We start from the raw sequence: 25,817 nt of genomic DNA on the forward strand, positions 1-25,817 counted from the left end.
CACGCTAGCGCCTGCCGCCGAGCGTACGACGGCCCGGTCAGTCCCGGTGGCGCCGACGCAATCCGAAGGTGAGCCCGTCGACGAGCGCACCCCAGGACGCCTCGATCACGTTCGCGCCGACGCCGACGGTCACCCAGGAGGTCTCCCCGTCCGCGGTCTCGATCAGCACCCGGGTGATCGCGTCCGTGCCGTGTCCCTGGTCCAGGATCCGCACCTTGTAGTCGATCAGCTCGAACTTCGCCACCTCGGGGTAGGCCTGGATGATCGCCTCGCGCAGCGCCGCGTCGAGCGCGTTGACCGGGCCGTTGCCCTCGCCGGTGACGACGTACCGCACCCCGGCAGCCCGCAGCTTGACCGTCGCCTCGGAGACCGCCTCCTCCCCCGGCCTGGTCTCAGTGATGACCCGCCAGGACTCCACGTCGAAGTACGACGGCCGCGATCCCTCGACCTCCTCGGTCAGCAGCAGCTCGAAGGACGCGTCGGCCGCCTCGAAGGTGAAGCCGCGCGACTCCAGCGCCTTGACCCGGTCGGTGATCCGGGTGACCAGCTCCTTGTCGCCGCCGAGGTCGTAGCCGAGCTCGCGGCCCTTGAGCTCGATCGAGGCCCGGCCGGCCATGTCGGAGACCAGCAGCCGCATGTCGTTGCCGACCCCGGCGGGGTCCATGTGCTGGTAGAGGTTCGGGTCCACCTTGATCGCGCTCGCGTGCAGGCCGGCCTTGTGCGCGAACGCGCTGGTCCCGACATAGGGCTGTCGCGACGCGGGTGGGAAGTTGGTGACGTCCGCGACCGCGTGCGCGATCCGGGTGGCGTCGCCCAGCAGCCCGGGCGGCAGCACCCGCTTGTCCAGCTTGAGCTCGAGGTTGGCGACCACGGAGACCAGGTCGGCGTTGCCGGTGCGCTCGCCGTACCCGTTGAGGGTGCCCTGCACGTGCGTGGCGCCCGCGTCCACGGCGGCGAGGGTGTTCGCCACCGCGCAGCCGGTGTCGTTGTGGCAGTGGATGCCGACCCGGACGCCGGTGGAGTCCTTCACGTCGTGCACGACGTCGGCGACCCAGCCCGGCAGCATGCCGCCGTTGGTGTCACACAGCGCCACCACCTCGGCGCCGGCGTCGTAGGCGGTGCGCAGCACCTCCAGCGCGTAGTCGCGGTTGTCGCGGTAGCCGTCGAAGAAGTGCTCGGCGTCGAGGAAGACGATCTGGCCCTCCGCCCGCAGGTGGGAGACGGTGTCCCGGATCATCGCCAGGTTCTCCTCCAGCGTGGTCCGCAGCGCGAGCTCCACGTGCCGGTCGTGGCTCTTGGCGACCAGCGTCACCACCGAGGCACCGGAGTCGCGCAGGGCCGCCACCAGGGGATCGTCGGCGGCCGCGACGCCCGCGCGCCGGGTGGCGCCGAACGCGGCGAGCCGGGCGTTGCGCAGGTCCAGCTCGTCGGCGGCCCGGCGGAAGAACTCGGTGTCCTTCGGGTTCGCGCCCGGCCAGCCGCCCTCGATGTAGCCCACGCCCAGCCCGTCCAGGTGGCGCGCGATGCTCAGCTTGTCGGCCACGGAGAGGTTGAGTCCCTCCTGCTGGGCGCCGTCGCGCAGGGTGGTGTCGTAGACGTGGAAGCCGCCGTGCAGGTCCATCGGTCTTCTCTCTGGTGGGGGTCGAACGGTCCGGGCAAAGAAAAAACCTCCCGTGGGGACGAGAGGTCGGCGCATCGGGGAGGTCCCGATGCGCTAGGCAATGATGATCACGCGCGAACGCATGCCACCCATGGTGCCATGCCCGCCCGGATGGTGGAACAGGCGTCTCAGGGGGAGAGCCAGCCGAAGGGTCCGTGGGCGAACGGCGCCCAGTCCGGCCCGGCCTGCGCGAAGGAGCCGACGAAGCCGGCGGCGACCAGGACGGCGACGAGGCTGAAGACCCAGACCAGCGGCCGTCGAGCCAGGGGGTGCACCACCCGGCGCAGCGGGCCGCGGACCCGGTGCCCGCCCGGGCCCAGCCCCAGCGAGCCGGCGAAGAGCACCCCGACGACCCCCATCACGGTCGGAGTGGTGGCCGCGGTGGCGTAGGAGAGCAGGCCCCCGGCGAACCCCACCCCCAGACTCCACAGCCCGAGGCCGATCGTGCCCGGAACGGACTGCATGAGGTGCCAGGGCGTGGCGAACAGCGTCTGGAGGTGGTCATACCACTTCCGCCCGCGCAGCAGCCGCCGGTTCCCGGCCGCGCTGCCCGCCAGCGAACCGCTGCGCAGCAGCCAGGCGGCGATCAGCAGCGTGACGCCGGCGAGGACGGGGTACGCCGCCACCGCGGCACCCGCGGCCAGGGTCAGCCCGCCGAAGAGCCAGCTGCGTCGCAGCCGCTCCCACGTCGTCACGCGCGGCGGCGCGGTCGGCCCGACCCATCCGCCCTGGACCGGCGGTGGGACGACCCCGGTGACCGGGCGGGTGCGGAAGGGCTCGGGCTCGTCGACCCGGGTGGGCTCCTCGGGCCGGTACCGTGGCGCCGCCTGGAGCGGCATGGTGAACGGCTGCGGATCGGCGAGCCGGACCGGTTCGTCCTCGCCGTCCGCCTCGCGGAAGAACGGGAAGTCCGGCTCCATGGCCGCGAGCTCCTCGCGCAGCTCGGCCACGGTCGGGCGGCGCTCCGGATCGGGGTCCAGCGCCGCGGCGAGCAGGTCGGCCAGCGGCTCCGGGAGACCGGAGAGGTCGTGCTCGCCCCGGCGGACCCGGTCCATGATCGCCATGCCCGGCCCGCGACCGAACGGCGGGCGACCGAGACCGGCGTACGCCACGGTGGCCGCCCAGGAGTGCACGTCGGAGGCGGTGGTGGCGTCGTCGCCGTACAGGATCTCCGGCGCGAGGTAGCCGGGCGTGCCGAGCAGCCAGCCGGTGTGGGTGAGCTTCGGGTCGTCGGCGACCCGCGCCAGCCCGAAGTCGATGAGGACCGGGTTGCGGCCCTCCATCAGCACGTTGGAGGGCTTGACGTCGCGGTGCAGGACCCCGCACGCGTGCACGGCCGCCAGCCCCTCGGCGAGCAGTGTCGCCAGGTGGGTCAGCTCCTCCTCGGCGACCGGCCCCTCCTCGGCCACGTGCTCGTGCAGCGAGAGGCCGGGGACGTAGCGGGTGGCGACGTAGGGGATTGCGCCCCACGGGTCCGCGTCCACGATCTCGGCCACCCGGGGCGAGCGGATCCGGCTCAGCGAGTTGACCTCCCGGGCCAGGCGGGCCCGGATCTCGTCGTCGCCCACGATGTGCGGCCGGAGCACCTTCAGGGCCACCCGCGGGCCGTCGCCGCGCCGGGCCAGGTGCACGACGCCCATCCCGCCCTCGCCGATCCGGGTGAGCAGGGTGTAGCCGTCGACGGTCAGGCCCGGAGGTGGCGCCTGAGGGGAAGTCGTCACCGCACGAGGGTAACGCGTCACCTCAGCGGTTCGCCGGACTCCAGCTCGGCGATCAGCGTCTTCGCGTCGTAGGGCCCGACATGGCGGCGGTCGCCGACGAAGAAGGTCGGCGTGCCGCGCGCGCCGCTCTCCCCTGCGCTCAGCACGTCCCGCTGGACGCGCGCCTCGAGGTCCTCGTCGTCCATGTCGGCGATGAACCGCTCGACGTCCAGGTCCAGCTCGACGGCGTAGTCGACCAGGTCGTCGTCCTCGAGGTGGTCCTGGTGGCGGAACAGGTGCTCGTGCATCTCCCAGTACCTCCCCTGCCGGCCGGCCGCCTCCGCGGCGAGCGCGGCGCGCCAGGCATGCTCGTGCACCTCCAGCGGAAGATGACGTACGACGTAGCGCAGCCGATCGCCGAAGTGCCGGCGGATGTCGTCGGCCACGCCGGTCGCGCGCGCACAGAACGGGCACTCGTAGTCGAGGTACTCCACCAGCGTCAGCGGGGCGTCGATCTCGCCGCGGATGTGGTCGACGTCCCCCTCGACCGGCTCGCTCAGCACCCGCAGCAGGGCGGCGTCCCGCTGGCCGAGGAAGCGGGCGGCGAAGCGGAAGATCGCCCAGCCGAGCAGGCTCGCGAACAGCGCGGAGAGCAGGACGCCCACCCGGGCCTCGTTCTGCAGGCGGCCGGAGTCGAAGGCGAGGGAGACGATCAGCAGGGAGACGGTGAAGCCGATGCCGGAGAGCGCGCCGCCGGCCATCACGTGACCGAAGCCGACGCCCTGCGGCAGCCTGCCCCAGCCCAGCTTGACGCTGCCGAAGGCGCCCAGGGTGATGCCGATCGTCTTGCCCAGCACCAGGCCGGCGACGATGCCCCAGGTGAGCCGAGAGGAGAGGGCGTCCTGCAGCACGCCGTCGCGCAGGTCCACGCCGGCGTTGGCGAGGGCGAAGATCGGCACGATCACGTAGCCGCTCGGCACGTGCAGCGCCTCCTGCAGCCGCTCGTTGACCGAGATCGCCCGGGTGAGGCTACGCCGGGCCGAGCGCTGCATGTCCGGCATCGGCGACTGCCGGAACGCGCGGAACCGCAGGGTCGCCTCCTCCACGTCGCTGCGGCGCGGGTCCAGCGCCGGCACCAGCAGGCCCGACACCATCCCGGCGATCGAGGCGTGCAGGCCCGACTCCACCGTGGCCGCCCAGAGCAGCACGACGACCAGGACGTACGGCGCGGCCTGCCACACGCAGAACCGGTCGAGCAGGACCAGCGCGACCAGGCAGGCCGCCGCCACCAGCATCGGCACGACCTTGAGGTCCTCGGAGTAGACCAACCCGATCACCGAGACCGCGACGATGTCGTCGATCACCGTCAGCGTGAGCAGGAAGATCCGCAGCTGGGTGGAGACCCGCGGCCCCACCAGGGCCATCACGCCCAGCAGGAAGGCGGTGTCGGTGCCGATCACCGCGCCCCAGCCGTTGGCGGCCTCCCCACGGGAGTTGAGGGAGAGGAAGATCAGCGCCGGGACGATCATCCCCGTGATCCCGGCGACCAGCGGGATCACGATCCGGCGCCGGTCGGTGAGCTCGCCGATGGCGAACTCGCGTCGCACCTCCAGCCCGATGACGAAGAAGAACACCACCATCAGGGCGTTGTTGATCCAGTGGCTGAGGTCCATCGACATGGCCCAGCCGCCGACCCGGATCTCGGCGACGGTGTGCCACAGGTCGAAGTAGCTCTCCGACCACGGCGAGTTCGCCCAGACCAGGGCGACCACCACCGCGACCACCATCAGGGCGGCCGACCCGGACTCGGTGTGCATGAAGTGCCGCATCCCCGAGCGCAGCTGTCCCGCCTGCGAGGACGGGCCGGACGTGGTGTCTGTCGCGGTGTCTCCGCTCATCCGACCCGGTGCATCCAGCCGAAGGAGTCCTCGGCCCGGCCGTACTGGATGTCCACCAGGCTCTGCCGGATCCTGCCGGTCAGCTCGGTGGAGGCCGGCGCCGGCACGGTGCCCGCGGCCGACCGGAGCTCACCGACGGGCGTGACCACCGCGGCGGTGCCGCAGGCGAAGATCTCCACGATCTCCCCGGACTCCACGCCGGTGCGCCACTCGTCGATGGAGAACCTGCGCTCCTCGACCTGGTGGCCCATCTTGCCGGCCAGCTCGATCACCGAGGCGCGGGTGATGCCCTCGAGGATCGTGCCGGTCGCGGGGGTGACGATCCGGCCGTCGGCGAAGACGTAGTACATGTTCATGCCGCCGAGCTCCTCGACGTACTTCCCCTCCTGGGAGTCCAGGAAGACCACCTGGTCGCAGCCGTGGGCCATCGCCTCCTGCTGCGCGACCAGGGAGGAGGCGTAGTTGCCGCCCGTCTTCGCCGCGCCCATGCCGCCGCGACCGGCGCGGGTGTACTCCTCGGTGAGCCAGAGGCTGACCGGCTTCACGCCGCCCTTGAAGTAGGCGCCGGCCGGCGAGGCGATCACCATGAAGGTCACGTGCTGGGCCGGCCGCACCCCGAGGAACGCCTCGCTGGCGAACATGAACGGACGGACGTAGAGGCTCTTCTCCCCCGCGTTGTCCGGCACCCAGCGCCGGTCGGTGTCGACCAGCGCGTCGACGGCCTGGACGAAGTCCTCGACCGGCAGCTCGGGGAAGGCCAGCCGCTGGGAGGAGCGGATCATCCGCTTCGCGTTCTCCTCGGGCCGGAAGGTCCACACCGACCCGTCCTCGTGCCGGTAGGCCTTCATCCCCTCGAAGGTCTCCTGGGCGTAGTGCAGCACCGCGGTCGCCGGGTCCAGCGACAGCGGGCCGTAGGCCTCGATCCGGGCGTTGTGCCACCCCTGCTCCGGCGTCCACTCCACCAGCAGCATGTGGTCGGTGAAGTGGGTGCCGAAGCCGGGGTTGGCCAGGATCTCCGCCACCTCGGCGTCGGTGCGGGGGCTCGCGGAGGGGGTGATGGAGATGTCGAGCGTCATGAGGGCAACCTATCCGGTCCAGCGGGCGTGCAGGGGCGGGGTCAGCCGCCTACTCGCGCCGCGATCGCGTCGCCCACCTCGGAGGTACGGCGCTCGCCTCCGGACCGCCGCTCGGCCAGGTCCGCCAGCACCGCGGACTCGACAGTCCGCGCGGCCTCGGCGTGGCCGAGGTGGTCCAGCAGCAGGCTCGCGGAGAGGATGGCCGCGGTCGGGTCCGCCTTCTGCTGACCGGCGATGTCGGGCGCCGAGCCGTGCACCGGCTCGAACATCGAGGGCGCGGTCCGGTCCGGGTTGATGTTGCCGGACGCCGCCAGGCCGATCCCGCCGGTCACGGCCGCGGCCAGGTCGGTGATGATGTCGCCGAAGAGGTTGTCGGTGACGATCACGTCGAACCGCGACGGGTTCACCGTCATGTGGATCGTGGCGGCGTCGATGTGCATGTAGTCGGTGGTGACGTCGGGGTACTCCTGGGCCACGGCGTCGAAGACCCGCCACCACAGGGAGCCGGCGTGCACCAGCACGTTGGTCTTGTGGACCAGGGTGAGGTGCCGGCGGGGTCGCCGCTGGGCGCGCTCGAAGGCGTCGCGCACGACCCGCTCCACGCCGTAGGCGGTGTTGAGGCTGACCTCGGTGGCGACCTCGGCCGGGGTGTCGGCGCGGAGTCGGCCGCCGTTGCCGGTGTAGGGCCCCTCGGTGCCCTCGCGGGCCACCACGAAGTCCACCTCGCCGGGGTCGGCGAGCGGGCCGGGCTGGCCGGGGAAGATCCGGCTGGGGCGCAGGTTGACGTAGTGGTCGAACTCGAAGCGCAGCTTGAGCAGCAGTCCCCGCTCGAGGATGCCCGGGGGCAGGTTCGGGTCGTTGGGCTTGCCGCCGACGGCTCCGAGCAGGATGGCGTCGTGCTCCCGGATCTCGGCGAGCACGGAGTCCGGCAGCACCTCTCCGGTCGAGAGGTAGCGCTCGGCGCCGAGGTCGTAGGTCGTCTGCTCGATGGCGACCGGCGAGACCGCGGTGAGGACCTTCAAGGCCTCCGCGGTCACCTCCGGGCCGATCCCGTCGCCGGGAACGACGGCGAGCCTGACGGGGTCCTGCTGCTGCTGAGTCGTCATGGGCGGAACGTTAGTTGTCGTCGGGGCGCGGGCCGCCGTTGTCCCGCAGGTCGAGTGCCGCCTGGACGGCCTCGTGGCTGTTCGGGCTCTCGGGGTTGGTCCGGTCCGGGCCCCAGTCGGGGTACATGTCGTACATCGCGATCTCCTCGCAGCGGGTCGTGGATGGTGACCCCGAAGCCACTGCTCCCGTGGCGGGAGTGGAGGAACGAGCGACGGACCGGCGGATCACGCGGATCCTCGGCTCCCCCGACCAGACGAGTGCGGGTCGCGCGACGACGTCGGGTGGACCCGCCACGGAGGCGGTGGCTTCGGGAGCGAAGGACCGGTGGCGGGAGAGTCGACCTCGCACGCCGAACACCGCGACGAGGTGGCCCTTCTTCTCAGGCCTCGCCGCGGCGAACGATAAGTACGAACACGCTCCGCATGATGCGACCAGGCTAGGACGGCCCACGGGCCGCCGTACAGGGGCCGAGACGGATGTGTCGCATGCTGAGACAACCGACCGGTGATGCCAGACTTGGACCCCATGAGCGCGAGCCCCGACCTGCCCCCGATCGTGACCCGTGCCTTCGACGTGTCGCGGCAGGCGGGCTATGTCTCCTTCTGCCGCAACGAGACCGGTCGCCTGCTGGCGACGCTGGCCGCGACCCGCACCGGGACGCTGGCCGAGTTCGGGACCGGGACCGGGGTCGGCACGGCCTGGCTGCGCTCGGGGAAGACCGGCGAGGCCCGGATCCTCACCGCCGAGCGGGAGCCGAAGCTGGCCGCCGCGGCGGCGGCGATCTTCGCCGACGACGAGACGGTCGAGGTGCTGGCGGCCGACTGGTCGACGCTGCGCGACCGCGGCCCCTACTCCCTGCTCTTCTTGGACTCCGGCGTCCCCTCGGAGGTCACGGTGGACAAGGTGATCGACCTGGTCGAGGACGGCGGCATCGTGGTGCTCGACGACTTCACCCCGTGCTCGTCCTGGCCGCCGATCAGCTACGGCCGGGTGGACACCCTGCGCGAGTCCTGGCTCTCCGACGACCGGTTCGCCGCGGCCGAGGTGATGGTGGCCGACGACGCGTCGACCATCATCGCGACGAAGCGCTAGGCAGGTCGACGGTCCACCACGGCAGGAACGCCTGGGTGAGCGGGCCGATCGCCAGCGCGTAGAGCACGGTGCCGACGCCGAGCGCACCGCCGAGCAGCAGCCCGACGAGCACGACCGCCACCTCCAGCAGGGTGCGCACCAGCCGGAGCGAGCGTCCGGTACGGCGGGACAGGCCGGTCATCAGCCCGTCGCGCGGTCCCCGGCCGAGCTGCGCCCCGATGTACATCGCGGTCGCCAGGCCGTTGACGACCACGCCGGCCAGCAGGACGAGCACCCGCAGCGGCCACCCCTGGACCGGGTCGAGGACGGCCAGGGTGGCGTCCGCGGCGAGCCCGACCACGACCGCGTTCGAGATCGTGCCCAGGCCCGGCTTCTCCCGCAGCGGGATCCACAGCACGAGGACGAGGAAGCTGAAGAGGATCACCGCCTGCCCCAGGGTGATCGGCACATGCCGGATGAAGCCGGAGTGCAGCACGTCCCAGGGCGCGAGGCCCAGCGTGCTGCGCACCATCAGTGCCAGCGAGCAGCCGTAGAGCACCAGTCCGAGGTAGAGCTGCGGCAGCCGTCGGGCCAGCCGCCCGGCGCGCAGCTGGGCGATCGGGCCGAGGTCGGCCAACGGGCGGTCGGAGCGGGTCATCGTGCGAAGCATGCTGCCACGATGGCGCCAAGTGGCCTTGGATCGAATAGCCAATCCTGCGATAGTGGCCTCATGTCCGGCTCGATCAGCGCCTCTCGCGTGGCCACCCTGGTCGGGGAGTTCGACCGCAGCCCGGCCTACCTGGGCTTGGCCGAGGCCCTGCGCCTGCTCATCGGCGACGGCCGGGTCGGGCTCGACGTACGGCTGCCCAGCGAGCGGGAGCTCACCGAGGCGCTGGACGTCTCGCGCACCACGGTGACCCGCGCCTACGCCACGCTGCGGGAGGCGGGCTATGCCGAGGCCCGCCGCGGGTCGGGCACGTTCACCCGGGTCCCCGGCGACCGGGCCCGCGCCCACGACCGCTCGCTCCTCCCTCGCAGCAGCGACCCGGACACGATCGACCTCAACTGCGCGGCGCCGACCGCCCCGGCCGGCCTGGCGGCCGCCTATGCCGAGGCGACCGACGAGCTGCCCGTCTACCTGCGCGGCCACGGCTACTTCCCGCTCGGGCTGCCCGCGCTGCAGGAGGCGATCGCGGCGCGCTACGACGCCCAGGGGCTCCCCACCTCGCCCCAGCAGGTCATGGTCACCCCCGGCGCCCTCGCCGGGGCCGCGATCCTCGCGCAGGCACTCACCGGCGCGGGCGACCGCGTGCTCGTCGAGTCGCCGACCTACCCCAACGCCACCGCCGCGGTCCGGTCCTCCGGTGCCCGGCTGGTCGCCTCCCCGGTGGACCACGAGCGCGGCTGGGACCTGGACGCGGTGGCGGCGCTGCTGCGGCAGTCGGCGCCGCGGATGGCCTACCTGGTCCCGGACTTCCACAACCCGACCGGCCACCTGATGGCTCCGGAGACGCGGGAGGAGTACGCCGCCCTGTTGCGCCGTACCCACACCGTCCCGGTCATCGACGAGGCGCACCGCGACCTGATGCTCGACGAGCTCGAGCTGCCCGCGCCGTTCGCCGCCCACACCGGGGAGGCGATCACCGTCGGCAGCGCCAGCAAGAGCTTCTGGGGCGGCCTGCGCCTGGGGTGGGTGCGAGCGCCGATAGCTCTCATGGACCGCATGCTGAAGGCACGGATCGCCCTGGATCTCGGGACCCCGGTCCTCGAGCAGCTGGTCCTGACCAGGCTGCTGGGTCAGGAGGCCGAGGTCCTGGCCGAGCATCGGCTGCGGCTGCGCGAGCAGCGCGACGCCCTCGCCGCCACGGTGCGGGAGCTGCTGCCCACGTGGCGCTTCCGGGAGCCGGCCGGCGGGCTGGCGTTGTGGTGCCGGCTCCCCGGTCGGGGCGCCACCGCCCTGGCGGCCGAGGCGGAGCGCCGCGGCGTGGTCCTCGCGCCGGGCCCGGTCTTCGCCGTCGAGGGCGGGCTGGACGGGTTCATCCGGATCCCCTTCACCCGGCCCGCACCCGAGCTCGCGGAGGCGGTGCGCCGACTCGCGGGCGCGTGGGAGCGGGTGCAGAACGACGCCCCGGACTCCGTCGCCGGAGCCGGGGCCCGTCGCGTGCTCGTGGCCTGAGCGGCCGGCGTACTGACCGGGCAGGCGGCGGGTCTGCCACCGGGATCAGGCCAGGTCGACGGTCACCAGGGAGTGGGCGTCGATCTCCTGCTCGATCTCGGCCACGGTCTCGGCCGGGATCGCGGAGTCGACCGACAGGGCGACCAGGGCCGCGCCGCCCTTGGCGTCCCGCGCGACCTGCATGCCGGCGATGTTGACCTGCGCCTCGCCGAGCAGTCGGCCCATCACGCCGACCACGCCGGGGCGGTCGTCGTAGGTGAGGATCGCCAGGTGCTGAGTGGGCTCGATGTCCACGTCGAAGCCGTTGACCTCGACGATCCGCTCCCGCTGGGCGATCCCGATCAGGGTGCCGGAGACCGAGACCTGCGAGCCGTCGGCGAGGGTGCCGCGCAGGGTGATCAGGTTGCGGTGGTCGGGGCTGTCGGGCTCGGTGATCAGCCGCACCTCGGTGCCGCGCTCGGCGGCGAGCAGCGGCGCGTTGACGTAGGAGACGGTCTCGTCGACGACGTCGGCGAAGGCGCCCTTGAGAGCGGCCAGCTCGAGCACCTTGACGTCGTACTCGGTGATCTCGCCGCGCACCTCGACGTCCAGGCTCTGCGCGGCACCGCCGGCCAGCGCGGTGAAGACCTGACCGAGCTTCTCCACCAGCGGGATGCCCGGCCGGACGTCCTCGGCGATCACGCCGCCCTGCACGTTGACCGCGTCGGGGACCAGCTCCCCGCCGAGGGCGAGGCGGACCGACCTCGCCACCGCGATGCCGGCCTTCTCCTGCGCCTCGTCGGTCGAGGCGCCCAGGTGCGGCGTGGCCACGACGTTCTCCAGCTCGAAGAGCGGGCTGTCGGTGCAGGGCTCGGAGGCGAAGACGTCCAGGCCGGCGCCGGCGATCCGGCCCTCCTTGAGGGCGGCGTAGAGCGCGTCCTCGTCGACGATGCCGCCGCGGGCGGCGTTGACCAGGACCAGGTTGGGCTTGGCCTTGGCCAGCTCCTCGGTGCCGATCAGGCCGAGCGTCTCCGGGGTCTTGGGCAGGTGCACGGACATGAAGTCGGACTCTGCGAGGAGGGTGTCGAGGTCGACCAGGCGCACGCCCATCTGCGCGGCGCGGCCCGCCTGGACGTAGGGGTCGTAGGCGATGACCTCCATGCCGAACGCGCTCAGCCGCTGCGCGACCAGGACGCCGATCCGGCCCAGGCCGACGATGCCGACGGTCTTCTCGTAGAGCTCGATGCCGGTGTACTTCGACCGCTTCCACTCGCCGTTCTTCAGCGCGGCGTGCGCCGGCGAGATGTTGCGCGCCGCGGCGAGCATCAGCGCGACCGCCAGCTCGGCCGCGGAGACGATGTTGGAGGTCGGGGCGTTCACGACCATGACGCCGGACTGGGTCGCGGCCTTGACGTCGACGTTGTCCAGGCCGACTCCGGCGCGGGCGATGACCTGCAGGCGCTTCGCGGCGGCCAGCGCCTCGGCGTCCACCTTGGTCGCGGAGCGCACCAGGATCGCGTCGACGTCGGCGATGGCGGGCAGGAGCTCCTCGCGGTCGGCTCCGTTGCAGTGCCGGATCTCGAAGTCGGGCCCGAGCGCCTCGACGGTGGCGGGGCTGAGCTCTTCGGCGATGAGTACGACGGGGCGGGTGGTCACAGCAGCTGTCCTCTGAGTGGGAGGTGGATGGGTGTGTCCCGCGGATCAGGTCCACGCGGGGTGCACGGCGCTGTGCTGAGAACCAGCATACCCACGCCCCGGCGTCAGTCCGACGCCCGTCCCAGCACGCGGCCCACAGCCTCCGCATCCCAGTCCGCCATCCCGGGACGCGTCACCAGATGCTCGACGACCGCGTCCTCGTCCAGGCCGTGGGTGTCCCTCAGCCCGCGGGCGAGGATGGAGAGGTACGCCGGCACGGGCGGGTTGAGACCGAGGCTCCGCGGGTCGTCGGCGGTGAAGGTGAGCATCGGCGTCCCCTCCAGCTCGCCCAGCAGGTGCAGCGTCTCGTAGCGCCCCGGGCCCAGCGCGTGCCGGCGATGCTCGAGCACGTGCGCCAGGTCGAGGTCCTGACCCGGCTCCTGGTGCATCTCCTGTGCGGCCACGTCGGCGAACTGCGCCTCGGTGAGCAGGTAGGCCCGGCCGTAGGCGGTGTCGTCGGCATCGGCGTCCAGGAAGCTCACCCCGCCGCCCCAGGTGGGCGACTCCCAGCCGAAGAACATCCGGCCCGGGACGACCACCGCCCGCTCGTCGGCGGGCGGGGTGGTGTCGCGGGCTCCCGGGACCGCGCGCCGGGCGCCTGCCGCGCGACCGCCGGTGAGGTAGCGCAGGAAGCGGTCCCGGTCCAGGTTCGAGCCGTAGCCGACGTACCAGAGCATTCCCCCGATGCTAGGTGCGCTGGTTGACTGCCCGGCATGGGTGCCCAGGAGGACGCGGAGCGGGTGGAGCCCGACACCCTGGAGGGCTGGTCGCGCTGGCTCGCGGACAACCACGGGCGGGGGTACGGCGTGTGGCTGGTGCAGCGACGCCGGGCCGCCGAGCGGGCGTGGGACTACGAGGAGTCGGTCCTGGAGGCGCTCCGCTTCGGCTGGGTCGACTCGACCCAGCGGACCCTGGACGAGGACCGGTCGATGATGTGGTTCGCACCGCGGCGACCGCAGAGCCTGTGGACCCAGCCGAACCGGGAACACATCGCACGGCTCGAGGAAGCCGGGCTGCTCGAGCCGGCCGGTAGGGCCGCGGTCGACGCCGCGCGCGCCAACGGCAACTGGTCGCTGCTGGAGCCGGCCGAGCGCGGCGAGGTCCCCGATGACCTCGCCGCCGCGCTGGCCGCTCGTCCGGAGGCGCTGCGCCAGTGGGACGCCTTCCCGCCGTCGGCCCGCAAGGCCGCGCTGGTGTGGGTGGTCACGGCACGACGGCCGGCCACCCGCGACCGGCGGGTCGCGGCGATCGTCGATGGCGCGGCCGACGGCGTCCGTGTCCCTGGCTGATCAGCGCGAGGCGGTGCCCTCGACGTAGTCGGAGTCGTGCGACTTCACCCACGCCATCAGCTTGCGCAGCTCGCGACCGGTCTTCTCGATCGGGTGCTTCTCGCCCTTGGCGCGCAGCTCCTTGAACTCCTTGCCGCCGTTGTCCTGGTCGTCGATGAAGCGCTGGGCGAAGGAGCCGTTCTTCACGTCCTCCAGGACCGCCTTCATGTTCTCCTTCACGTGCGGGTCGATGACCCGGGGGCCGGAGACGTAGTCGCCGTACTCCGCAGTGTCGGAGACCGACCAGCGCTGCTTGGCGATGCCGCCCTCGTACATGAGGTCGACGATCAGCTTCAGCTCGTGCAGGCACTCGAAGTAGGCGACCTCGGGCTGGTAGCCGGCCTCGGTGAGCACCTCGAAGCCGTACTGCACCAGCTGGGAGGTGCCGCCGCACAGCACCGCCTGCTCGCCGAACAGGTCGGTCTCGGTCTCCTCGGCGAAGGTGGTCTTGATCCCGCCGGCGCGCAGGCCGCCGATCGCCTTGGCGTAGGACAGCGCCAGCGGCCAGGCGTTGCCGCTCTCGTCCTTCTCCACCGCGACCAGCACGGGGACGCCGCGGCCGTCGACGTACTCGCGCCGCACCAGGTGGCCGGGGCCCTTGGGGGCGACCATGAACACGTCCACGCCCTCGGGCGGGTCGACGAACCCGAAGCGGATGTTGAAGCCGTGGCCGAAGACCAGGGTGTCGCCGGGGGTGAGGCCGGGCTCGATCTCGTTCTTGTACAGGTCGCGCTGGACCTGGTCGGGGGCGAGGATCACGACCACGTCGGCCTCCTCGACCGCCTCGGCGGGCGGGAGGACCCGCAGCCCCTCGGCCTCCGCCTTCTCCCGGGACGTGCTGCCCTCCTTCAGGCCGACGCGCACGTCCACACCGGAGTCGCGCAGGGACAGCGCGTGTGCGTGTCCCTGGCTGCCATAGCCGATGACGGCCACGTTCTTGCCCTGGATCAGGGACAGGTCGGCGTCGTCGTCGTAGAACATCTCAGCCACGTCGGGCTCTCCTTCTTTCTTGGGGGTCTTGCGGGTCGTTGTCTTCGGCCGCTCAGCTCGCCGGCGGCGGAGCGGGTACGGCGACCGGGCGCGTGGCCTTCTCCGAGACCGACCGGGAGCCCCGGCCGATCGCCACCATGCCCGACTGCACCAGCTCCCGGATCCCGTAGGGCTCGAGCACCTGCACCAGGTCGCGGAGCTTGTCGCTGTTTCCGGTCGCCTCGATGGTGACCGCATCGGGGGCCACGTCGACCACCTTGGCCCGGAAGAGCTGCACCGCGTCCAGCACCTGGCCGCGGGTGTTGCCGTCGGCGCGCACCTTCACCAGCAGCAGCTCGCGGTTGACCGAGCTCGCGCCGTCGAGCTCGACGATCTTCAGCACCTCGACCAGCTTGTTGAGCTGCTTGGTGACCTGCTCCAGCGGCAGCCCCTCCACGTTGACCACGATGGTCATCCGGGAGATGTCGGCGTGCTCGGTGGGCCCGACCGCCAGGGAGTGGATGTTGAAGCCGCGGCGGCTGAACAGCGCCGCGATCCGGGTCAGGACGCCCGGCTTGTCCTCCACCAGGACGGACAGGGTGTGCGTGCTCATCGGCTGCTCCTCACAGGTCGTCCTCGTCGAAGGTGGGCGCGAGGTCGCGGGCGTACTTGATCTCGTCGTTGCTGGTCCCGGCGGCGACCATCGGCCACACCATCGCGTCGCGGTGCACCCGGAAGTCCACGACCACCGGCACGTCGTCGATCTCCATCGCCTTGCGGATCGTGGCGTCGACCTCGTCCGCGGTCTCGCAGGACAGCCCGACGCAGCCGTAGGCGTCGGCCAGCTTGGGGAAGTCCGGGATCCGGGCCGGCGGCGGGGAGCCCTTGCCCTCGGGGCTGCGCTGCAGGTCGGTGTTGGAGTAGCGCTCGTTGTAGAACAGCGTCTGCCACTGCCGCACCATGCCCAGGGACTGGTTGTTGATCAGCGCCACCTTGATCGGGATGTTCTCGATCGCGCAGGTGGCCAGCTCCTGGTTGGTCATCTGGAAGCAGCCGTCGCCGTCGATCGACCACACGGTCGCGTCCGGCCGGCCGACCTTGGCGCCCATGGCCGCCGGCACGGAGAAGCCCATCGTGCCCAGGCCGCCGGAGTTGATCCAGGTGTTGGGGTTCTCGTAGTCGACGAAGTGGGCGGCCCACATCTGGTGCTGCCCCACGCCGGCGACGTAGATCGACTCGGGACCGGAGATGGCGCTGAGCCGCTCGATGACGTACTGCGGGGCCAGCGAGTCCTCGTGGGTGTCATAGCCCAGCGGGTAGCGCTTCTTCACCCCGGCCAGGAAGTCCACCCACTGCTCGTAGTCGCCGGTGTGACCGGCGTCGGCCTGGGTGCGGAGCAGGGTGATGAGGTCGTTGACGACCTCGCGCACGTCGCCCACGATCGGGACGTCGGCGAACCGGTTCTTGCCGATCTCGGCCGGGTCGATGTCGGCGTGGATCACCTTCGCGTTCGGGGCGAAGGAGTCCAGGTTGCCGGTCACCCGGTCGTCGAAGCGGGCGCCCAGGCTGATGATCAGGTCGCTGCGCTGAAGCCCCGCGACGGCCGCGACGGTGCCGTGCATGCCGGGCATGCCGAGGTGCTGGGGGTGACTGTCGGGGAACGCGCCGCGCGCCATCAGCGTGGTGACGACCGGCATCCCGGTCAGCTCGGCCAGCTCGCGCAGCTCGCGGGAGGCGCCGGAGCGGATGGTGCCGCCGCCGACGTAGAGCACCGGCCGCCGGGCCTCCAGGATCAGCCGGGCCGCCTCGCGCACCTGCTTGGCGTGCGGCCGGGTCGTCGGGTGGTAGCCGGGCAGCGCGAGGTGGGTCGGCCAGGCGAACGTCGTGTCGGCCACCAGCGCCGACTTGGCCACGTCGACCAGCACCGGGCCCGGCCGTCCGGTGGAGGCGATGTGGAAGGCCTCGGCCACCGTCCGGGGGATGTCGGTGGGGTCGGTGACCAGGAAGTTGTGCTTGGTGATCGGCATGGTGATGCCGCGGATGTCGGCCTCCTGGAAGGCGTCGGTGCCGATCATCGACGCGCCGACCTGCCCGGTGACAGCCACCAGCGGGACCGAGTCCATGTGGGCGTCCGCGAGCGGGGTGACCAGGTTGGTCGCGCCGGGACCGCTGGTGGCCATGCACACACCGACCCGGCCCGTCGCGGCGGCGTACCCCTGCGCGGCGTGCCCGGCGCCCTGCTCGTGCCGCACCAGGATGTGCCGGATCCTCGTGGAGTCCAACAGGGGGTCGTAGGCCGGGAGGATGGCGCCGCCGGGGATCCCGAAGATGGTGTCGGCGCCCGCCGACTCCAACGACCTGATCAGGCTCTGGGCGCCGGTCATGGCCTCGCCCTGCGGCTCCTGCTCACTCATCTGCTCTGTCCTCGGCTCGTGCTCGTGATGGGGGTGGGGTCGGGCAACAAAAAACCCCTCGGCCGCTCCTGCGGCGACGAGGGGTGACGCGAGGTCCGTCCAGCTGGCTGGATCAGTCCGCGCGTCGCGTGCGTACGAGAATCTCTGGGCGCATGCGCCCTACGGTCGCCGCCGGTGGGGTCCGGCGTCAACTCAGTCTGCCATGCGTCCCACATCGTGGTACGTCGGTCCCGGATGCTGGCCAGTTTCCGCGCGCGCGTGCGTGCGTGTCGCGCGGATTCAGCGGTCGCGGGTCCATACCGTTGGCCCCACATCCTCACTTCCCCCCTTCTGGAGGACGGTTTCTCGTGTTTTCTCATCGCAATCGGCTCGGAGCGGTGGCTGCCGCCGCCACGGCCGGTCTTCTGACCATCACCTCAGCGGGCACCGCCTGGGCCGGCCCCGACGCCGACCCGCAGCGGCTGGCCGACAGCGAGCCGCTCGACCCCTCGCAGGTCGACGTCTCGCAGGCGCCCGCCTTCGCCAAGGACCAGCAGCGCACCTGGTTCGTCCGGTTCGAGGGCCGCGGGGTCGCCGACCTGCGGCGCAGCACCCCGTCCGCGCGGCTGCAGCAGCGCTCCACGATCCGCGGCCGCGCCACGGACGCGGTGACCACCGCCCGCACGCGGGACGCACGCGCGTCCCGACTCTTCGTGCTCACCAACTCCGTCCCGGGCGTCGGCGTGCGCACCACCCCGGCGGGGGCCAAGGCCCTTGAGCAGCGTCGCGACGTGGTGTCGGTGACCCCGGTGGTCCCGCGCACCACGAGCAACGCCAACGCCGCGGTGCTGGAGCGGGCGGTCAACGCCTGGCGCCGGGCCAACGGCCTCGGCGAGGGCGTCAAGGTCGGGATCATCGACACCGGCATCGACTACACCCACGCGACCTTCGGCGGTCCGGGCACCACGACGGCCTACGACCGCGAGGACCCGACGTCGGCGGACTGGCGCAGCCGGCTGCCGCGGCTGGGCAAGGCGAAGATCCGGGGCGGCTACGACTTCGCCGGCGACGACTACAACGCCGATCCCACCTCCGAGGACTACCAGCCCTCCCCCTCCCCCGACCCGAACCCGTTGGACTACAACGGCCACGGCTCGCACGTGGCCGGCACGGCGGCGGGGTACGGCGTCACCGAGGCGGGCAGGCCCTTCACCGGCGACTACTCGTCGCTGAACGCCTCCTCGCTCAAGCAGATGAAGGTCGGGCCCGGCATGGCCCCGGCCGCCCAGCTCTACGGCCTGAAGGTCTTCGGCACCGAGGGCTCCACCGACCTGGTGCTGCCCGCCCTGGACTGGGCCCTGGACCCCAACGGCGACGGTGACTTCTCCGACCGCCTCGACATCGTCAACATGTCGCTGGGCTCGGCCTACGGTGCCGTCGACGACCCGCAGAACCTCGTGGTCAACGCGCTCTCCCGGCACGGCGTCCTCACCGTCAACTCCGAGGGCAACGAGGGCGACACCACCGACATCGGCGGCTCGCCGGGCTCCTCGGCCAGCGCCCTGACCGTCGCCAGCACGGTCGACGGCTACCAGCTGCTCGACGGCCTGCGCGTGGACGCGCCGGCCGACCTGGCCGGCGTCGTCGCCGGGCAGAACTCCGTCGCCTACGACTGGGCGAACGAGGAGCCGGTCAGCGGGGACGTCGCGCCGCTCAGCGAGGGGAACGCCGACGGGTGCAGCACCCTCAGCGGCACCGACGCGGCCGCCGTCCAGGGCAAGGTCGCCTGGCTGGAGTGGGACAGCAACGACGGCACCCGGCGCTGCGGCTCGGTGGCTCGGGCCGCGAACGTCGAGGCCGCGGGCGCGGTGGGCGCGATCTTCACCGGCGACGTGAACCCCTTCGGCGCCGGCATCACCGGCAGCGCGAACATCCCGGTCTTCCAGCTGACCAAGACCGCCACCGACCGGCTGCGGCCGGCCGCCGAGGCGGGCACGCTGGCCGTCACCTTCGACGGCGAGCTGACGGGGAGCCAGCAGGACCAGGACCCGTCGATCTCCGACACGATCTCCTCCTTCTCCTCCCGCGGCGCCCACGGGTCGCTCGGTGTGGTGAAGCCGGACGTCGCGGCCGTCGGCGACTCGGTGGTCTCCGCGATGGCCGGCTCCGGCTCGGAGCCGACCAGCATCTCGGGCACCTCGATGGCCTCCCCGAACGTGGCCGGCATCGCCGCGCTCGTCGCCGCCCGCCAGCCGTCGTGGACGCCGGCGATGCTCAAGGCCGCGGTGATGAACACCGCCGTGCACGACGTGTGGACCGGCCCGAACAAGACCGGTGACCGCTACGCGCCGGCCCGCGTCGGCGCCGGCCGCGTGGACGCCAGTCGGGCGACCAGCGCGTCCCTGCTCGTCGACTCCCCCGGAGGCAACGGCCGGGTCTCGGCGGTCTTCGGGGTGGTCTCGGTGCCGGAGGGCTCCGAGGTGCTCACCCGCACCCGCAAGGTCCGGGTCCGCAACACCGGCAACAAGGCGACCACGGCCACGCTGCGCTACGAGCCGGTCAACAGCACGCCCGGCATCACCTACTCGGTCTCGCCGTCCACGCTGAGCGTGGCCGCCGGCAAGAGCGCCACGGCCGAGGTGACCATGCGGGTCGACGGGGCGCGGCTGCGCCGCACGATGGACCCGACCATGGCCGAGGACATGCTCGGGATCGGGCTGCGTCGCGACTACGTGCCCGACTCCTCGGGTCGGTTGGTCGTGGAGCGCGGTGACGGGGGCGCGCCGTACCGTCTGCCCGTCTATGGCACCGCCGAGCCGGTGTCCACCACGAAGGGCTCGGTGAACGAGGCCGGCGACGGGATCGACCTCACCGGCCAGGGCGTCGCGCAGGGCTTCGGCGGCCAGGCCTACCGGTCGCTGGCCTCGGTGCTCGAGCTGGGCGCGAGCGACGGCAGGACCGCCGCCTGCACCTACCCCGACTCGCTGCCGGGCTGCACGACGGCGGCCGACCGCGCCAGCGACCTGCGCTACATCGGCGCAGGCCAGGGCGACGGGCTGCTCTACTTCGGCCTGGCCAGCTACGACGACTGGACCCAGGTGGGCGGTGCGCTGACGCCGTACGTCGACTATGACACCGACGGCGACGGGGCTGCCGACTACCAGACCTACGTCGACAACTACGGCAACGGCGACGTCTACGTCGCGATCACCGTGGACCTCGCCGCAGGGCCCGACGCCGACCCGGTCGACGTCCAGCTGCTCAACTTCACCGATGGCGACACCGACACCAACAAGTTCGACACCAACGTCGCACTGCTGCCGGTCGACCCGACCCTGCTCGACCTGCCCACCGAGGGCGCGGCCCCCGTGGACTACACCGTCGGCGTCTACAACGGCGCGTCGGGCACGGTCCTGGAGGAGGTGTCGACCGAGCAGCCCTACCAGGTGGGCGAGCCGCGGATCTCGACCGAGAACGCGCTGTACGACGACCAGGGCGGCACCACCATCCCGATCGAGGGGTCCGGCGGGGCGCAGGCCCTGCTGGTGCACCTCAACGGCACCCCCGGCGCCCGCGCCGAGGTGCTGGACGTGCCGTAGGCCGCATTCATCACCACCGCACCGAGCCCCCCGCGAGCATCTCGCGGGGGGCTCGGTCCGTGTCGGGGTCAGTCGCGCTCGGCCATCGTGCAGATGCACGAGCGGTTGCCATCGGCGTCCTCCAGCACCCAGAAGGACGGCGCGGCGGCGTCGCTGACCATCGTGCCGCCGGCGTCGAGCGCCGCCTGGATCCGACTCTCGGCGGCCTCGAACGGCACCCACACGTCGAAGTGCCAGCGCTGGGGTACGGCGGACTCCGGCAGCTCCGGGCCGCCGCCGCCCGGCTCCTGGAACCACAGGGTCGGCACCTGGCCGCTGGCGTCCACCGGCTCCCCGTCCTGCACCTCGCCGCCGAGGAGCGCTGCGTAGAACGGCGCCAGCCGCTTCCCGTCGGCCGTGTCCAACCCGGGCTCGAGCTGGGTCAGGCCCTCGATGTCGGCCTTCACCCCAGCCTCCGCGGCGAAGCCGCTGATCTGCCGGGCCAGGTCGAGGTCGCGGCTGGTGATGCCGCCGACGTCGTGGCTGGCCAGGGTGACGATCACCTCGGGGTAGGTCAGGAAGATGTCGGGGTGGTGGTTCGCCTCCTCCGCGGCCGCACCGATCCGGTCGACGAGGGCCAGTCCGGTGGCGAAGTCGCCGGTCTTGAAGCGTGCACGGATGCCGCTGAGCAGTTGGCGCCAGTCCTGAAGACCGGCCTCACGGATCTCGGTGGGGGTCAGCTTCTGCTTCGGATCGCTCATGGCGGCGACGCTGCCACGTCGGGTCCGGGGATACCAGAGGGTGGACGAACCCTTGCGGACAGCCCCCGACCGCGGGCTCGGGCCCGCGTCCTAGCATGGCCGGCGCACCGCAGAGGACGTCGAAGGAGCAGGGGGACTGCGATGCCGGGCGAGACCTGGACGGCCGATGCCGCCGGGGCGCACCACGAGGTCACGATCAGCATCGGAATGCGCAACTCGATCGCCTGGTCGATCGACGGCGAGCAGGTCGCGGAGAAGGTCACCATGGACGACGGCCCGGTGCTGTCGTACGGCGGCCAGGCGATCAAGGTGCGCACCCGCCATGCGAAGGTCCGCCGAGTGACGCTGGTGGAGGCCGAGGGCCCGATGGCCGGGGCCGCCGCCCTCGTGCGCTCCGGCGTGGAGCTGGAGCCCGTGCCCGGGTCCGAGGCGGCCCGGCGACTGGAGTGGATCCGCGACCACCCCCGGCTGCACGCCCTGCGATCCGGCGCCCTGACGGCGCTCGGGCTCGGCCTGATCGCTCTGCTGACGTGGCTGGGCTCGTTGATCCCATGGCCCTCGGTGGACCTGCCGGACATCCCTGTGCCCACCATCCCTTGGCCGGACATCCCCTGGCCGGATCTGCCCCGCGTTCCGCTGCCGGACTGGCGGGTCCCGGGCTGGCTGGAGCAGGTGCTGGGCCTCGTGCAGTATGTCTGGCCGGTGCTGGTGGCGATCGGCCTCGCGGCCGCCGAGTCCCGGCGCCGGCGTCGTCAGGACGCGCGTCGCCACCAGCACAAAGACTCCCCCTAGGGGTGAGCAGCATCACATTCTCCTCACGTGTGATGGACCGGTTGGCCCATCCCGGGCCGAGGCGCCCCACACGGCGCCCCACATGGGGAGGGAAAGAATGATGAGGATGATGAGGAACCGGCTCCGTCCGGTCAGCCTGCTCGTCGCGATGCTGACGGCGCTCATGCTGGCGCTCGCCACCGGAGGCGTGTCGGCGACGGCGGCGGTCGAGAGCGGCAGCACCGGCGGCACGATCGGCGCCGTACGCACGGTCGCCGACAACGCCCAGGGCACGATGAAGAGCCGCATCGTCGGCACCACCGGCAACGGCCGGCAGGTCACCGGCAACTTCGTGCCGTTGAAGTTCATCAAGAAGGACGGGACCATCCGGGTCCGCGGCCTGATCAACGGCGTGGTGCACAACACCGACGGGTCCACGCAGACGTTCTCGGCGCTGCGCACCATGAAGGTGGCGGCGATGAACGGCACCCCGGTCACCACGCAGGCGACCTCGGCCCGTCAGGCGCCGAGCGCGCGTGCGGCGGCGTGTGACGTGCTGAAGTTGCGGCTCGGCCCGCTCGACCTGGACGTGCTCGGCCTGAAGATCAACCTGAACCGGGTGGTCCTCGACATCGTGGCGCAGTCCGGCGCCGGCAAGCTGCTCGGCAACCTGCTGTGCGCGGTGGCCGGTCTGCTCGACGGCGGCCTGTCCGGTCTGCTCGGCCGGATCACCGACCTGCTGAACCAGATCCTGGGCTCGCTGCGCCTGGGCGGCTGACCAGCGCCTCTCGCACGGCCTCGAACCCCCTGTCCACCTCGGTCACCGAGGTGGACAGGGGCGAGAGGCCGATCCGGAGGCCGCCGGGGTCGCGATAGTCCGGGATCACGTCGCGCTGCCACAGCGCCGCGACCACCTCGCGCATCGCCGCGTGACGCAGCGTGACGTGGCCACCCCGCCGCTGCGGGTCGCGGGGAGACGCCAGGACGACCCCGAGGGGCGCCAGCACCTCGTCGACGAGCTCGACGGCGTACGACGTCAGCGCGACCGACTTCTCCCGGACCGCGACCATCCCGACCTCGTCGATGAGCGCGAGCATGTCGAGCATCGCCAGCATCCCCAGGATCGGCGGGGTGCCGGAGAGGAAGCGCCGGATACCCGGCGAGGGGGTGTAGCCCGGACCCATGAGGAACGGGTCGGCATGCCCCATCCAGCCCTGGATCGGCTGGGCGAGCCGCTCGTGGTGCCGGGAGGCGACGTACCCGAAGGCGGGTGAGCCGGGCCCTCCGTTGAGGTACTTGTAGGTGCACCCGGCCGCGAGGTCGACCTCCCACGCGTCCAGCTCGGTCGGCACCGAGCCGGCGGAGTGGCTGAGGTCCCACAGCACCAGTGCCCCGGCCTCGTGCGCGAGCCGGGTCAGGCGGGGTACGTCGGCCAGCCAGGCCGAGCGGTAGGCCACGTGGCTGAGCAGCACCAGCGCCGTCCGCTCCGAGAGCGCCGACGACAGCCCCTCGACGTCGATCCCCCGCTCGGGGTCGGTCTCCACCCAGCGCACGGTCAGGCCGCGCTCGGCGGCGATCCCCTCGGCGAGGTAGCGGTCGGTCGGGAAGTTGTCGGTGTCCACGACGATCTCGTCGCGCGCGGCGTCCCGGCCCCGCTGGTGGTCGACCGCCGCGCGGGCGAGCTTGTAGAGCAGCACCGTGGTCGAGTCACCGACGAAGACCTGTCCCGGCGCCGCACCGAGGACGACCCGCCCGAGCTCGTCGCCGACGGTGAGCGGCAGGTCGTACCACCCCTCGTCCCAGCCGCGGATCAGCCGCCCGGCCCACTCCTGCTCGACAAAGTCACCCAGCCGGTCCGCGGTCGCGCGCAACGGGCGCCCGAGGCTGTTGCCGTCGAAGTAGACGAGGCCGGCCGGGCCCGGCACGAACCGGTCGAGGTACGCCGCGAGCGGGTCGTTCGGCGCCATCAGCCGCAGACGGCCCCGTGGGCGGCGGACTGGACGACCTTGGCGTACTTGCCGAGGACGCCGCGGGTGTACTTCGGCGGGTTCGGCTCCCAGCCCTGGGCGCGCTGGGCGAGCTCCTCGGCGGAGAGGTCCACATCCAAACGCCGGTTGGCGACGTCCAGGGTGATCTGGTCGCCGTCGCGGAGGAACGCGATCGGGCCGGCGTCGACCGCCTCGGGGGCGATGTGCCCGACGCACAGGCCGGTGGTGCCGCCGGAGAAGCGGCCGTCGGTGATCAGCAGGACGTCCTTGCCGAGGCCGGCGCCCTTGATCGCGCCGGTGATGGCGAGCATCTCCCGCATCCCCGGCCCACCCTTGGGGCCCTCGTAGCGGATCACCACCACGTCGCCGGCACCGATGGCGCCCTCCTCCAGGGCGTCCATCGCGGCACGCTCGCCGTCGAAGACCCGAGCGGTCCCGGTGAAGGTGGAGTCGTCGAAGCCGGCGCTCTTCACCACCGCCCCCTCGGGGGCGAGCGTGCCCTTGAGGATGGTCAGGCCGCCGGAGGCGTGGATCGGCTTGTCCATGGTGCGCAGGATGTCGCCGTCCAGCGGCTTGGGGTCCAGCTCGTCGAGGTTCTCGGCCATCGTCTTGCCGGTGCAGGTGAGCACGTCGCCGTTGAGGTGCCCGGCGTCCATCAGTGCCCGGAGCAGGACGGGGATGCCGCCGACGCGGTCGAAGTCGGTCCACACGTAGCGGCCGAACGGCTTCATGTCCGCCAGGTGCGGGACCTTCTCCCCGATCCGGGTGAAGTCGTCCAGGGTCAGGTCGACCTCGGCCTCACGAGCGATCGCGAGCAGGTGCAGCACGGCGTTGGTGGAGCCGCCGAGCGCCATCGCCATCGCGATCGCGTTCTCGAACGCGGGGCGGGTCATGATCTGGCGCGCCGTGATGCCGCGGCGCAGCATCTCCACCACGGCCTCGCCGGAGCGGTGCGCGAAGCCGTCGCGCCGGCGGTCCACCGCCGGCGGGGAGGACGAGCCGGGCAGGCTCATCCCGAGCGCCTCGGCGACGCTGGCCATGGTGTTCGCGGTGTAGGCCCCGCCGCAGGCGCCCTCGCCGGGACAGATGGCCCGCTCGACCTCGTCCACCTTCTCCCGGCTGATCTTGCCGGCCAGGCAGGCGCCGACCGCCTCGAAGGCGTCGATGATGGTGACGTCCTTGCCGTCGACCTGTCCGGGCAGGATGGTGCCGGCGTAGAGGAAGACGCTGGCCAGGTCCAGCCGCGCGGCCGCCATCAGCATCCCGGGCAGGGACTTGTCGCAGCCGGCCAGCAGCACCGAGCCGTCGAGCCGCTCGGCCATCATCACCGTCTCGACCGAGTCGGCGATCACCTCGCGGGAGACCAGCGAGAAGTGCATGCCCTCGTGCCCCATGGAGATGCCGTCGGAGACCGAGATGGTGCCGAACTCCAACGGGTACCCGCCCGCCGCGTGCACCCCGTTCTTCACCGCCTTGGCCAGCCGGTCCAGGGAGAGGTTGCACGGGGTGATCTCGTTCCAGCTCGACGCGACGCCGATCTGCGGCTTCTCCCAGTCCTCGTCGCCCATGCCGACGGCACGGAGCATGCCGCGCGCCGCGGCCTTCTCCAGGCCGTCGGTGACGTCGCGGGATCGGGGCTTGATGTCCGGCTGGTAGTTCATGTGCTC

General features: G+C 72.1%; 21 protein-coding genes. 6 read left to right on the top strand and 15 right to left on the bottom strand.

The genetic code is table 11. The features are described from left to right. Positions 1-37: 37 nt before the first annotated feature. The 6 genes from cimA to K8W59_RS20225 form a co-directional block, all read right to left on the bottom strand. Positions 38-1,621: a citramalate synthase gene (cimA, locus tag K8W59_RS13835; protein ID WP_223394818.1), complete on the bottom strand. Its 1,584-nt coding sequence runs from the start codon at positions 1,619-1,621 to the stop codon at positions 38-40. A 167-nt stretch (positions 1,622-1,788) separates the two neighbouring features. Further along, positions 1,789-3,381 (bottom strand): serine/threonine-protein kinase, encoded by a 1,593-nt coding sequence (locus tag K8W59_RS13840; protein WP_223394820.1) that lies wholly within the window; start codon positions 3,379-3,381, stop codon positions 1,789-1,791. Positions 3,382-3,398: 17 nt separating this feature from the next. After that, positions 3,399-5,258: a Na+/H+ antiporter NhaA gene (gene nhaA / locus K8W59_RS13845; RefSeq protein ID WP_223394822.1), complete on the bottom strand. Its 1,860-nt coding sequence runs from the start codon at positions 5,256-5,258 to the stop codon at positions 3,399-3,401. After that, positions 5,255-6,334 carry a branched-chain amino acid aminotransferase gene (locus K8W59_RS13850; protein WP_223394824.1) on the bottom strand — a complete coding sequence of 360 codons (1,080 nt, stop codon included), beginning with the start codon at positions 6,332-6,334 and terminating at the stop codon, positions 5,255-5,257. The genes nhaA and K8W59_RS13850 overlap by 4 nt, the downstream gene beginning before the upstream one ends. Before the next feature lie 41 nt (positions 6,335-6,375). Further along, a complete protein-coding gene (locus tag K8W59_RS13855; RefSeq protein WP_223394826.1) occupies positions 6,376-7,440 on the bottom strand; it encodes a 3-isopropylmalate dehydrogenase in 1,065 nt (354 codons plus the stop codon). 10 nt (positions 7,441-7,450) lie between these two features. Next, a complete protein-coding gene (locus K8W59_RS20225) occupies positions 7,451-7,576 on the bottom strand; it encodes a hypothetical protein (RefSeq protein ID WP_263283245.1) in 126 nt (41 codons plus the stop codon). A 390-nt stretch (positions 7,577-7,966) separates the two neighbouring features. Here K8W59_RS20225 and K8W59_RS13860 point away from each other — a divergent pair, with 390 nt between their 5' ends. Then, positions 7,967-8,533 (top strand): O-methyltransferase, encoded by a 567-nt coding sequence (locus K8W59_RS13860; protein ID WP_223394828.1) that lies wholly within the window; start codon positions 7,967-7,969, stop codon positions 8,531-8,533. On the opposite strand, the gene yczE is transcribed toward K8W59_RS13860, so the two are convergent. Further along, complete coding sequence (gene yczE, locus K8W59_RS13865; RefSeq protein WP_223394830.1) at positions 8,514-9,170, bottom strand: membrane protein YczE; 657 nt, start codon at positions 9,168-9,170, stop codon at positions 8,514-8,516. The two genes, K8W59_RS13860 and yczE, sit on opposite strands and share 20 nt — an antisense overlap. 72 nt (positions 9,171-9,242) lie before the next feature. On the opposite strand from yczE, the gene yczR reads away from it, so the two are divergent. After that, positions 9,243-10,688, top strand: coding sequence for a MocR-like transcription factor YczR (yczR, locus tag K8W59_RS13870; RefSeq protein ID WP_223394832.1), 1,446 nt, complete (start codon positions 9,243-9,245; stop codon positions 10,686-10,688). A gap of 45 nt (positions 10,689-10,733) precedes the next feature. Here yczR and serA read toward each other — a convergent pair whose 3' ends face one another. Both serA and K8W59_RS13880 read right to left on the bottom strand, forming a co-directional pair. Continuing rightward, complete coding sequence (gene serA / locus K8W59_RS13875; protein ID WP_223394834.1) at positions 10,734-12,323, bottom strand: phosphoglycerate dehydrogenase; 1,590 nt, start codon at positions 12,321-12,323, stop codon at positions 10,734-10,736. Between the two features lie 104 nt (positions 12,324-12,427). Then, on the bottom strand, positions 12,428-13,039 hold the full coding sequence (locus tag K8W59_RS13880) for a histone deacetylase (protein WP_223394836.1): 612 nt from the start codon (positions 13,037-13,039) through the stop codon (positions 12,428-12,430). A gap of 36 nt (positions 13,040-13,075) precedes the next feature. On the opposite strand from K8W59_RS13880, the gene K8W59_RS13885 reads away from it, so the two are divergent. Then, positions 13,076-13,651 (top strand): YdeI/OmpD-associated family protein, encoded by a 576-nt coding sequence (locus tag K8W59_RS13885; RefSeq protein WP_223394837.1) that lies wholly within the window; start codon positions 13,076-13,078, stop codon positions 13,649-13,651. On the opposite strand, the gene ilvC is transcribed toward K8W59_RS13885, so the two are convergent. The 3 genes from ilvC to K8W59_RS13900 are packed head-to-tail and all read right to left on the bottom strand — an operon-like array spanning position 13,652 to position 17,073. After that, on the bottom strand, positions 13,652-14,680 hold the full coding sequence (gene ilvC / locus K8W59_RS13890; RefSeq protein WP_317846275.1) for a ketol-acid reductoisomerase: 1,029 nt from the start codon (positions 14,678-14,680) through the stop codon (positions 13,652-13,654). It abuts the gene before it with no gap. 52 nt (positions 14,681-14,732) lie between these two features. Then, a complete protein-coding gene (gene ilvN / locus K8W59_RS13895) occupies positions 14,733-15,272 on the bottom strand; it encodes an acetolactate synthase small subunit (protein WP_223394838.1) in 540 nt (179 codons plus the stop codon). 10 nt (positions 15,273-15,282) lie between these two features. After that, on the bottom strand, positions 15,283-17,073 hold the full coding sequence (locus K8W59_RS13900) for an acetolactate synthase large subunit (protein ID WP_223394839.1): 1,791 nt from the start codon (positions 17,071-17,073) through the stop codon (positions 15,283-15,285). A gap of 377 nt (positions 17,074-17,450) precedes the next feature. Here K8W59_RS13900 and K8W59_RS13905 point away from each other — a divergent pair, with 377 nt between their 5' ends. Further along, the gene (locus K8W59_RS13905; RefSeq protein ID WP_223394840.1) at positions 17,451-20,651 is read left to right on the top strand and encodes a S8 family peptidase; all 3,201 of its coding nucleotides are present in this window, start codon (positions 17,451-17,453) and stop codon (positions 20,649-20,651) included. A 68-nt stretch (positions 20,652-20,719) separates the two neighbouring features. Here the strand turns inward: K8W59_RS13905 and K8W59_RS13910 are convergent, their stop codons facing one another. Next, positions 20,720-21,391, bottom strand: a complete 672-nt coding sequence (locus K8W59_RS13910; protein ID WP_223394841.1) for a 4a-hydroxytetrahydrobiopterin dehydratase — start codon at positions 21,389-21,391, stop codon at positions 20,720-20,722. A gap of 141 nt (positions 21,392-21,532) precedes the next feature. Here K8W59_RS13910 and K8W59_RS13915 point away from each other — a divergent pair, with 141 nt between their 5' ends. Beyond that, the gene (locus K8W59_RS13915; RefSeq protein ID WP_223394842.1) at positions 21,533-22,183 is read left to right on the top strand and encodes a hypothetical protein; all 651 of its coding nucleotides are present in this window, start codon (positions 21,533-21,535) and stop codon (positions 22,181-22,183) included. A gap of 109 nt (positions 22,184-22,292) precedes the next feature. Beyond that, positions 22,293-22,940, top strand: coding sequence for a hypothetical protein (locus tag K8W59_RS13920; protein ID WP_223394843.1), 648 nt, complete (start codon positions 22,293-22,295; stop codon positions 22,938-22,940). Here K8W59_RS13920 and K8W59_RS13925 read toward each other — a convergent pair. Beyond that, positions 22,891-24,129: a kynureninase gene (locus tag K8W59_RS13925; RefSeq protein ID WP_223394844.1), complete on the bottom strand. Its 1,239-nt coding sequence runs from the start codon at positions 24,127-24,129 to the stop codon at positions 22,891-22,893. The two genes, K8W59_RS13920 and K8W59_RS13925, sit on opposite strands and share 50 nt — an antisense overlap. Continuing rightward, entirely contained in the window at positions 24,129-25,811 is a 1,683-nt protein-coding gene (gene ilvD, locus K8W59_RS13930) for a dihydroxy-acid dehydratase (protein WP_223394845.1), read from the bottom strand. The genes K8W59_RS13925 and ilvD overlap by 1 nt, the downstream gene beginning before the upstream one ends. Between the last annotated feature and the right edge of the window lie 6 nt (positions 25,812-25,817).

Origin of the sequence: Nocardioides rotundus, from assembly GCF_019931675.1 — a bacterium.
GTDB lineage: Bacteria > Actinomycetota > Actinomycetes > Propionibacteriales > Nocardioidaceae > Nocardioides > Nocardioides rotundus.

Coding starts and splice junctions, on each gene's coding strand:
- yczR (WP_223394832.1), top strand. CDS start 9,243: ATGTCCGGCTCGATCAGCGCCTCTCGCGTGGCCACCCTGGTCGGGGAG.
- K8W59_RS13880 (WP_223394836.1), bottom strand. CDS start 13,039: ATGCTCTGGTACGTCGGCTACGGCTCGAACCTGGACCGGGACCGCTTC.
- K8W59_RS13910 (WP_223394841.1), bottom strand. CDS start 21,391: ATGAGCGATCCGAAGCAGAAGCTGACCCCCACCGAGATCCGTGAGGCC.
- K8W59_RS13925 (WP_223394844.1), bottom strand. CDS start 24,129: ATGGCGCCGAACGACCCGCTCGCGGCGTACCTCGACCGGTTCGTGCCG.
- nhaA (WP_223394822.1), bottom strand. CDS start 5,258: ATGAGCGGAGACACCGCGACAGACACCACGTCCGGCCCGTCCTCGCAG.
- K8W59_RS13915 (WP_223394842.1), top strand. CDS start 21,533: ATGCCGGGCGAGACCTGGACGGCCGATGCCGCCGGGGCGCACCACGAG.
- K8W59_RS13920 (WP_223394843.1), top strand. CDS start 22,293: ATGAGGAACCGGCTCCGTCCGGTCAGCCTGCTCGTCGCGATGCTGACG.
- yczE (WP_223394830.1), bottom strand. CDS start 9,170: ATGACCCGCTCCGACCGCCCGTTGGCCGACCTCGGCCCGATCGCCCAG.
- ilvN (WP_223394838.1), bottom strand. CDS start 15,272: ATGAGCACGCACACCCTGTCCGTCCTGGTGGAGGACAAGCCGGGCGTC.
- cimA (WP_223394818.1), bottom strand. CDS start 1,621: ATGGACCTGCACGGCGGCTTCCACGTCTACGACACCACCCTGCGCGAC.
- K8W59_RS13855 (WP_223394826.1), bottom strand. CDS start 7,440: ATGACGACTCAGCAGCAGCAGGACCCCGTCAGGCTCGCCGTCGTTCCC.
- K8W59_RS13900 (WP_223394839.1), bottom strand. CDS start 17,073: ATGAGTGAGCAGGAGCCGCAGGGCGAGGCCATGACCGGCGCCCAGAGC.
- K8W59_RS13850 (WP_223394824.1), bottom strand. CDS start 6,334: ATGACGCTCGACATCTCCATCACCCCCTCCGCGAGCCCCCGCACCGAC.
- K8W59_RS13860 (WP_223394828.1), top strand. CDS start 7,967: ATGAGCGCGAGCCCCGACCTGCCCCCGATCGTGACCCGTGCCTTCGAC.
- K8W59_RS13885 (WP_223394837.1), top strand. CDS start 13,076: ATGGGTGCCCAGGAGGACGCGGAGCGGGTGGAGCCCGACACCCTGGAG.
- K8W59_RS20225 (WP_263283245.1), bottom strand. CDS start 7,576: ATGTACGACATGTACCCCGACTGGGGCCCGGACCGGACCAACCCCGAG.
- ilvD (WP_223394845.1), bottom strand. CDS start 25,811: ATGAACTACCAGCCGGACATCAAGCCCCGATCCCGCGACGTCACCGAC.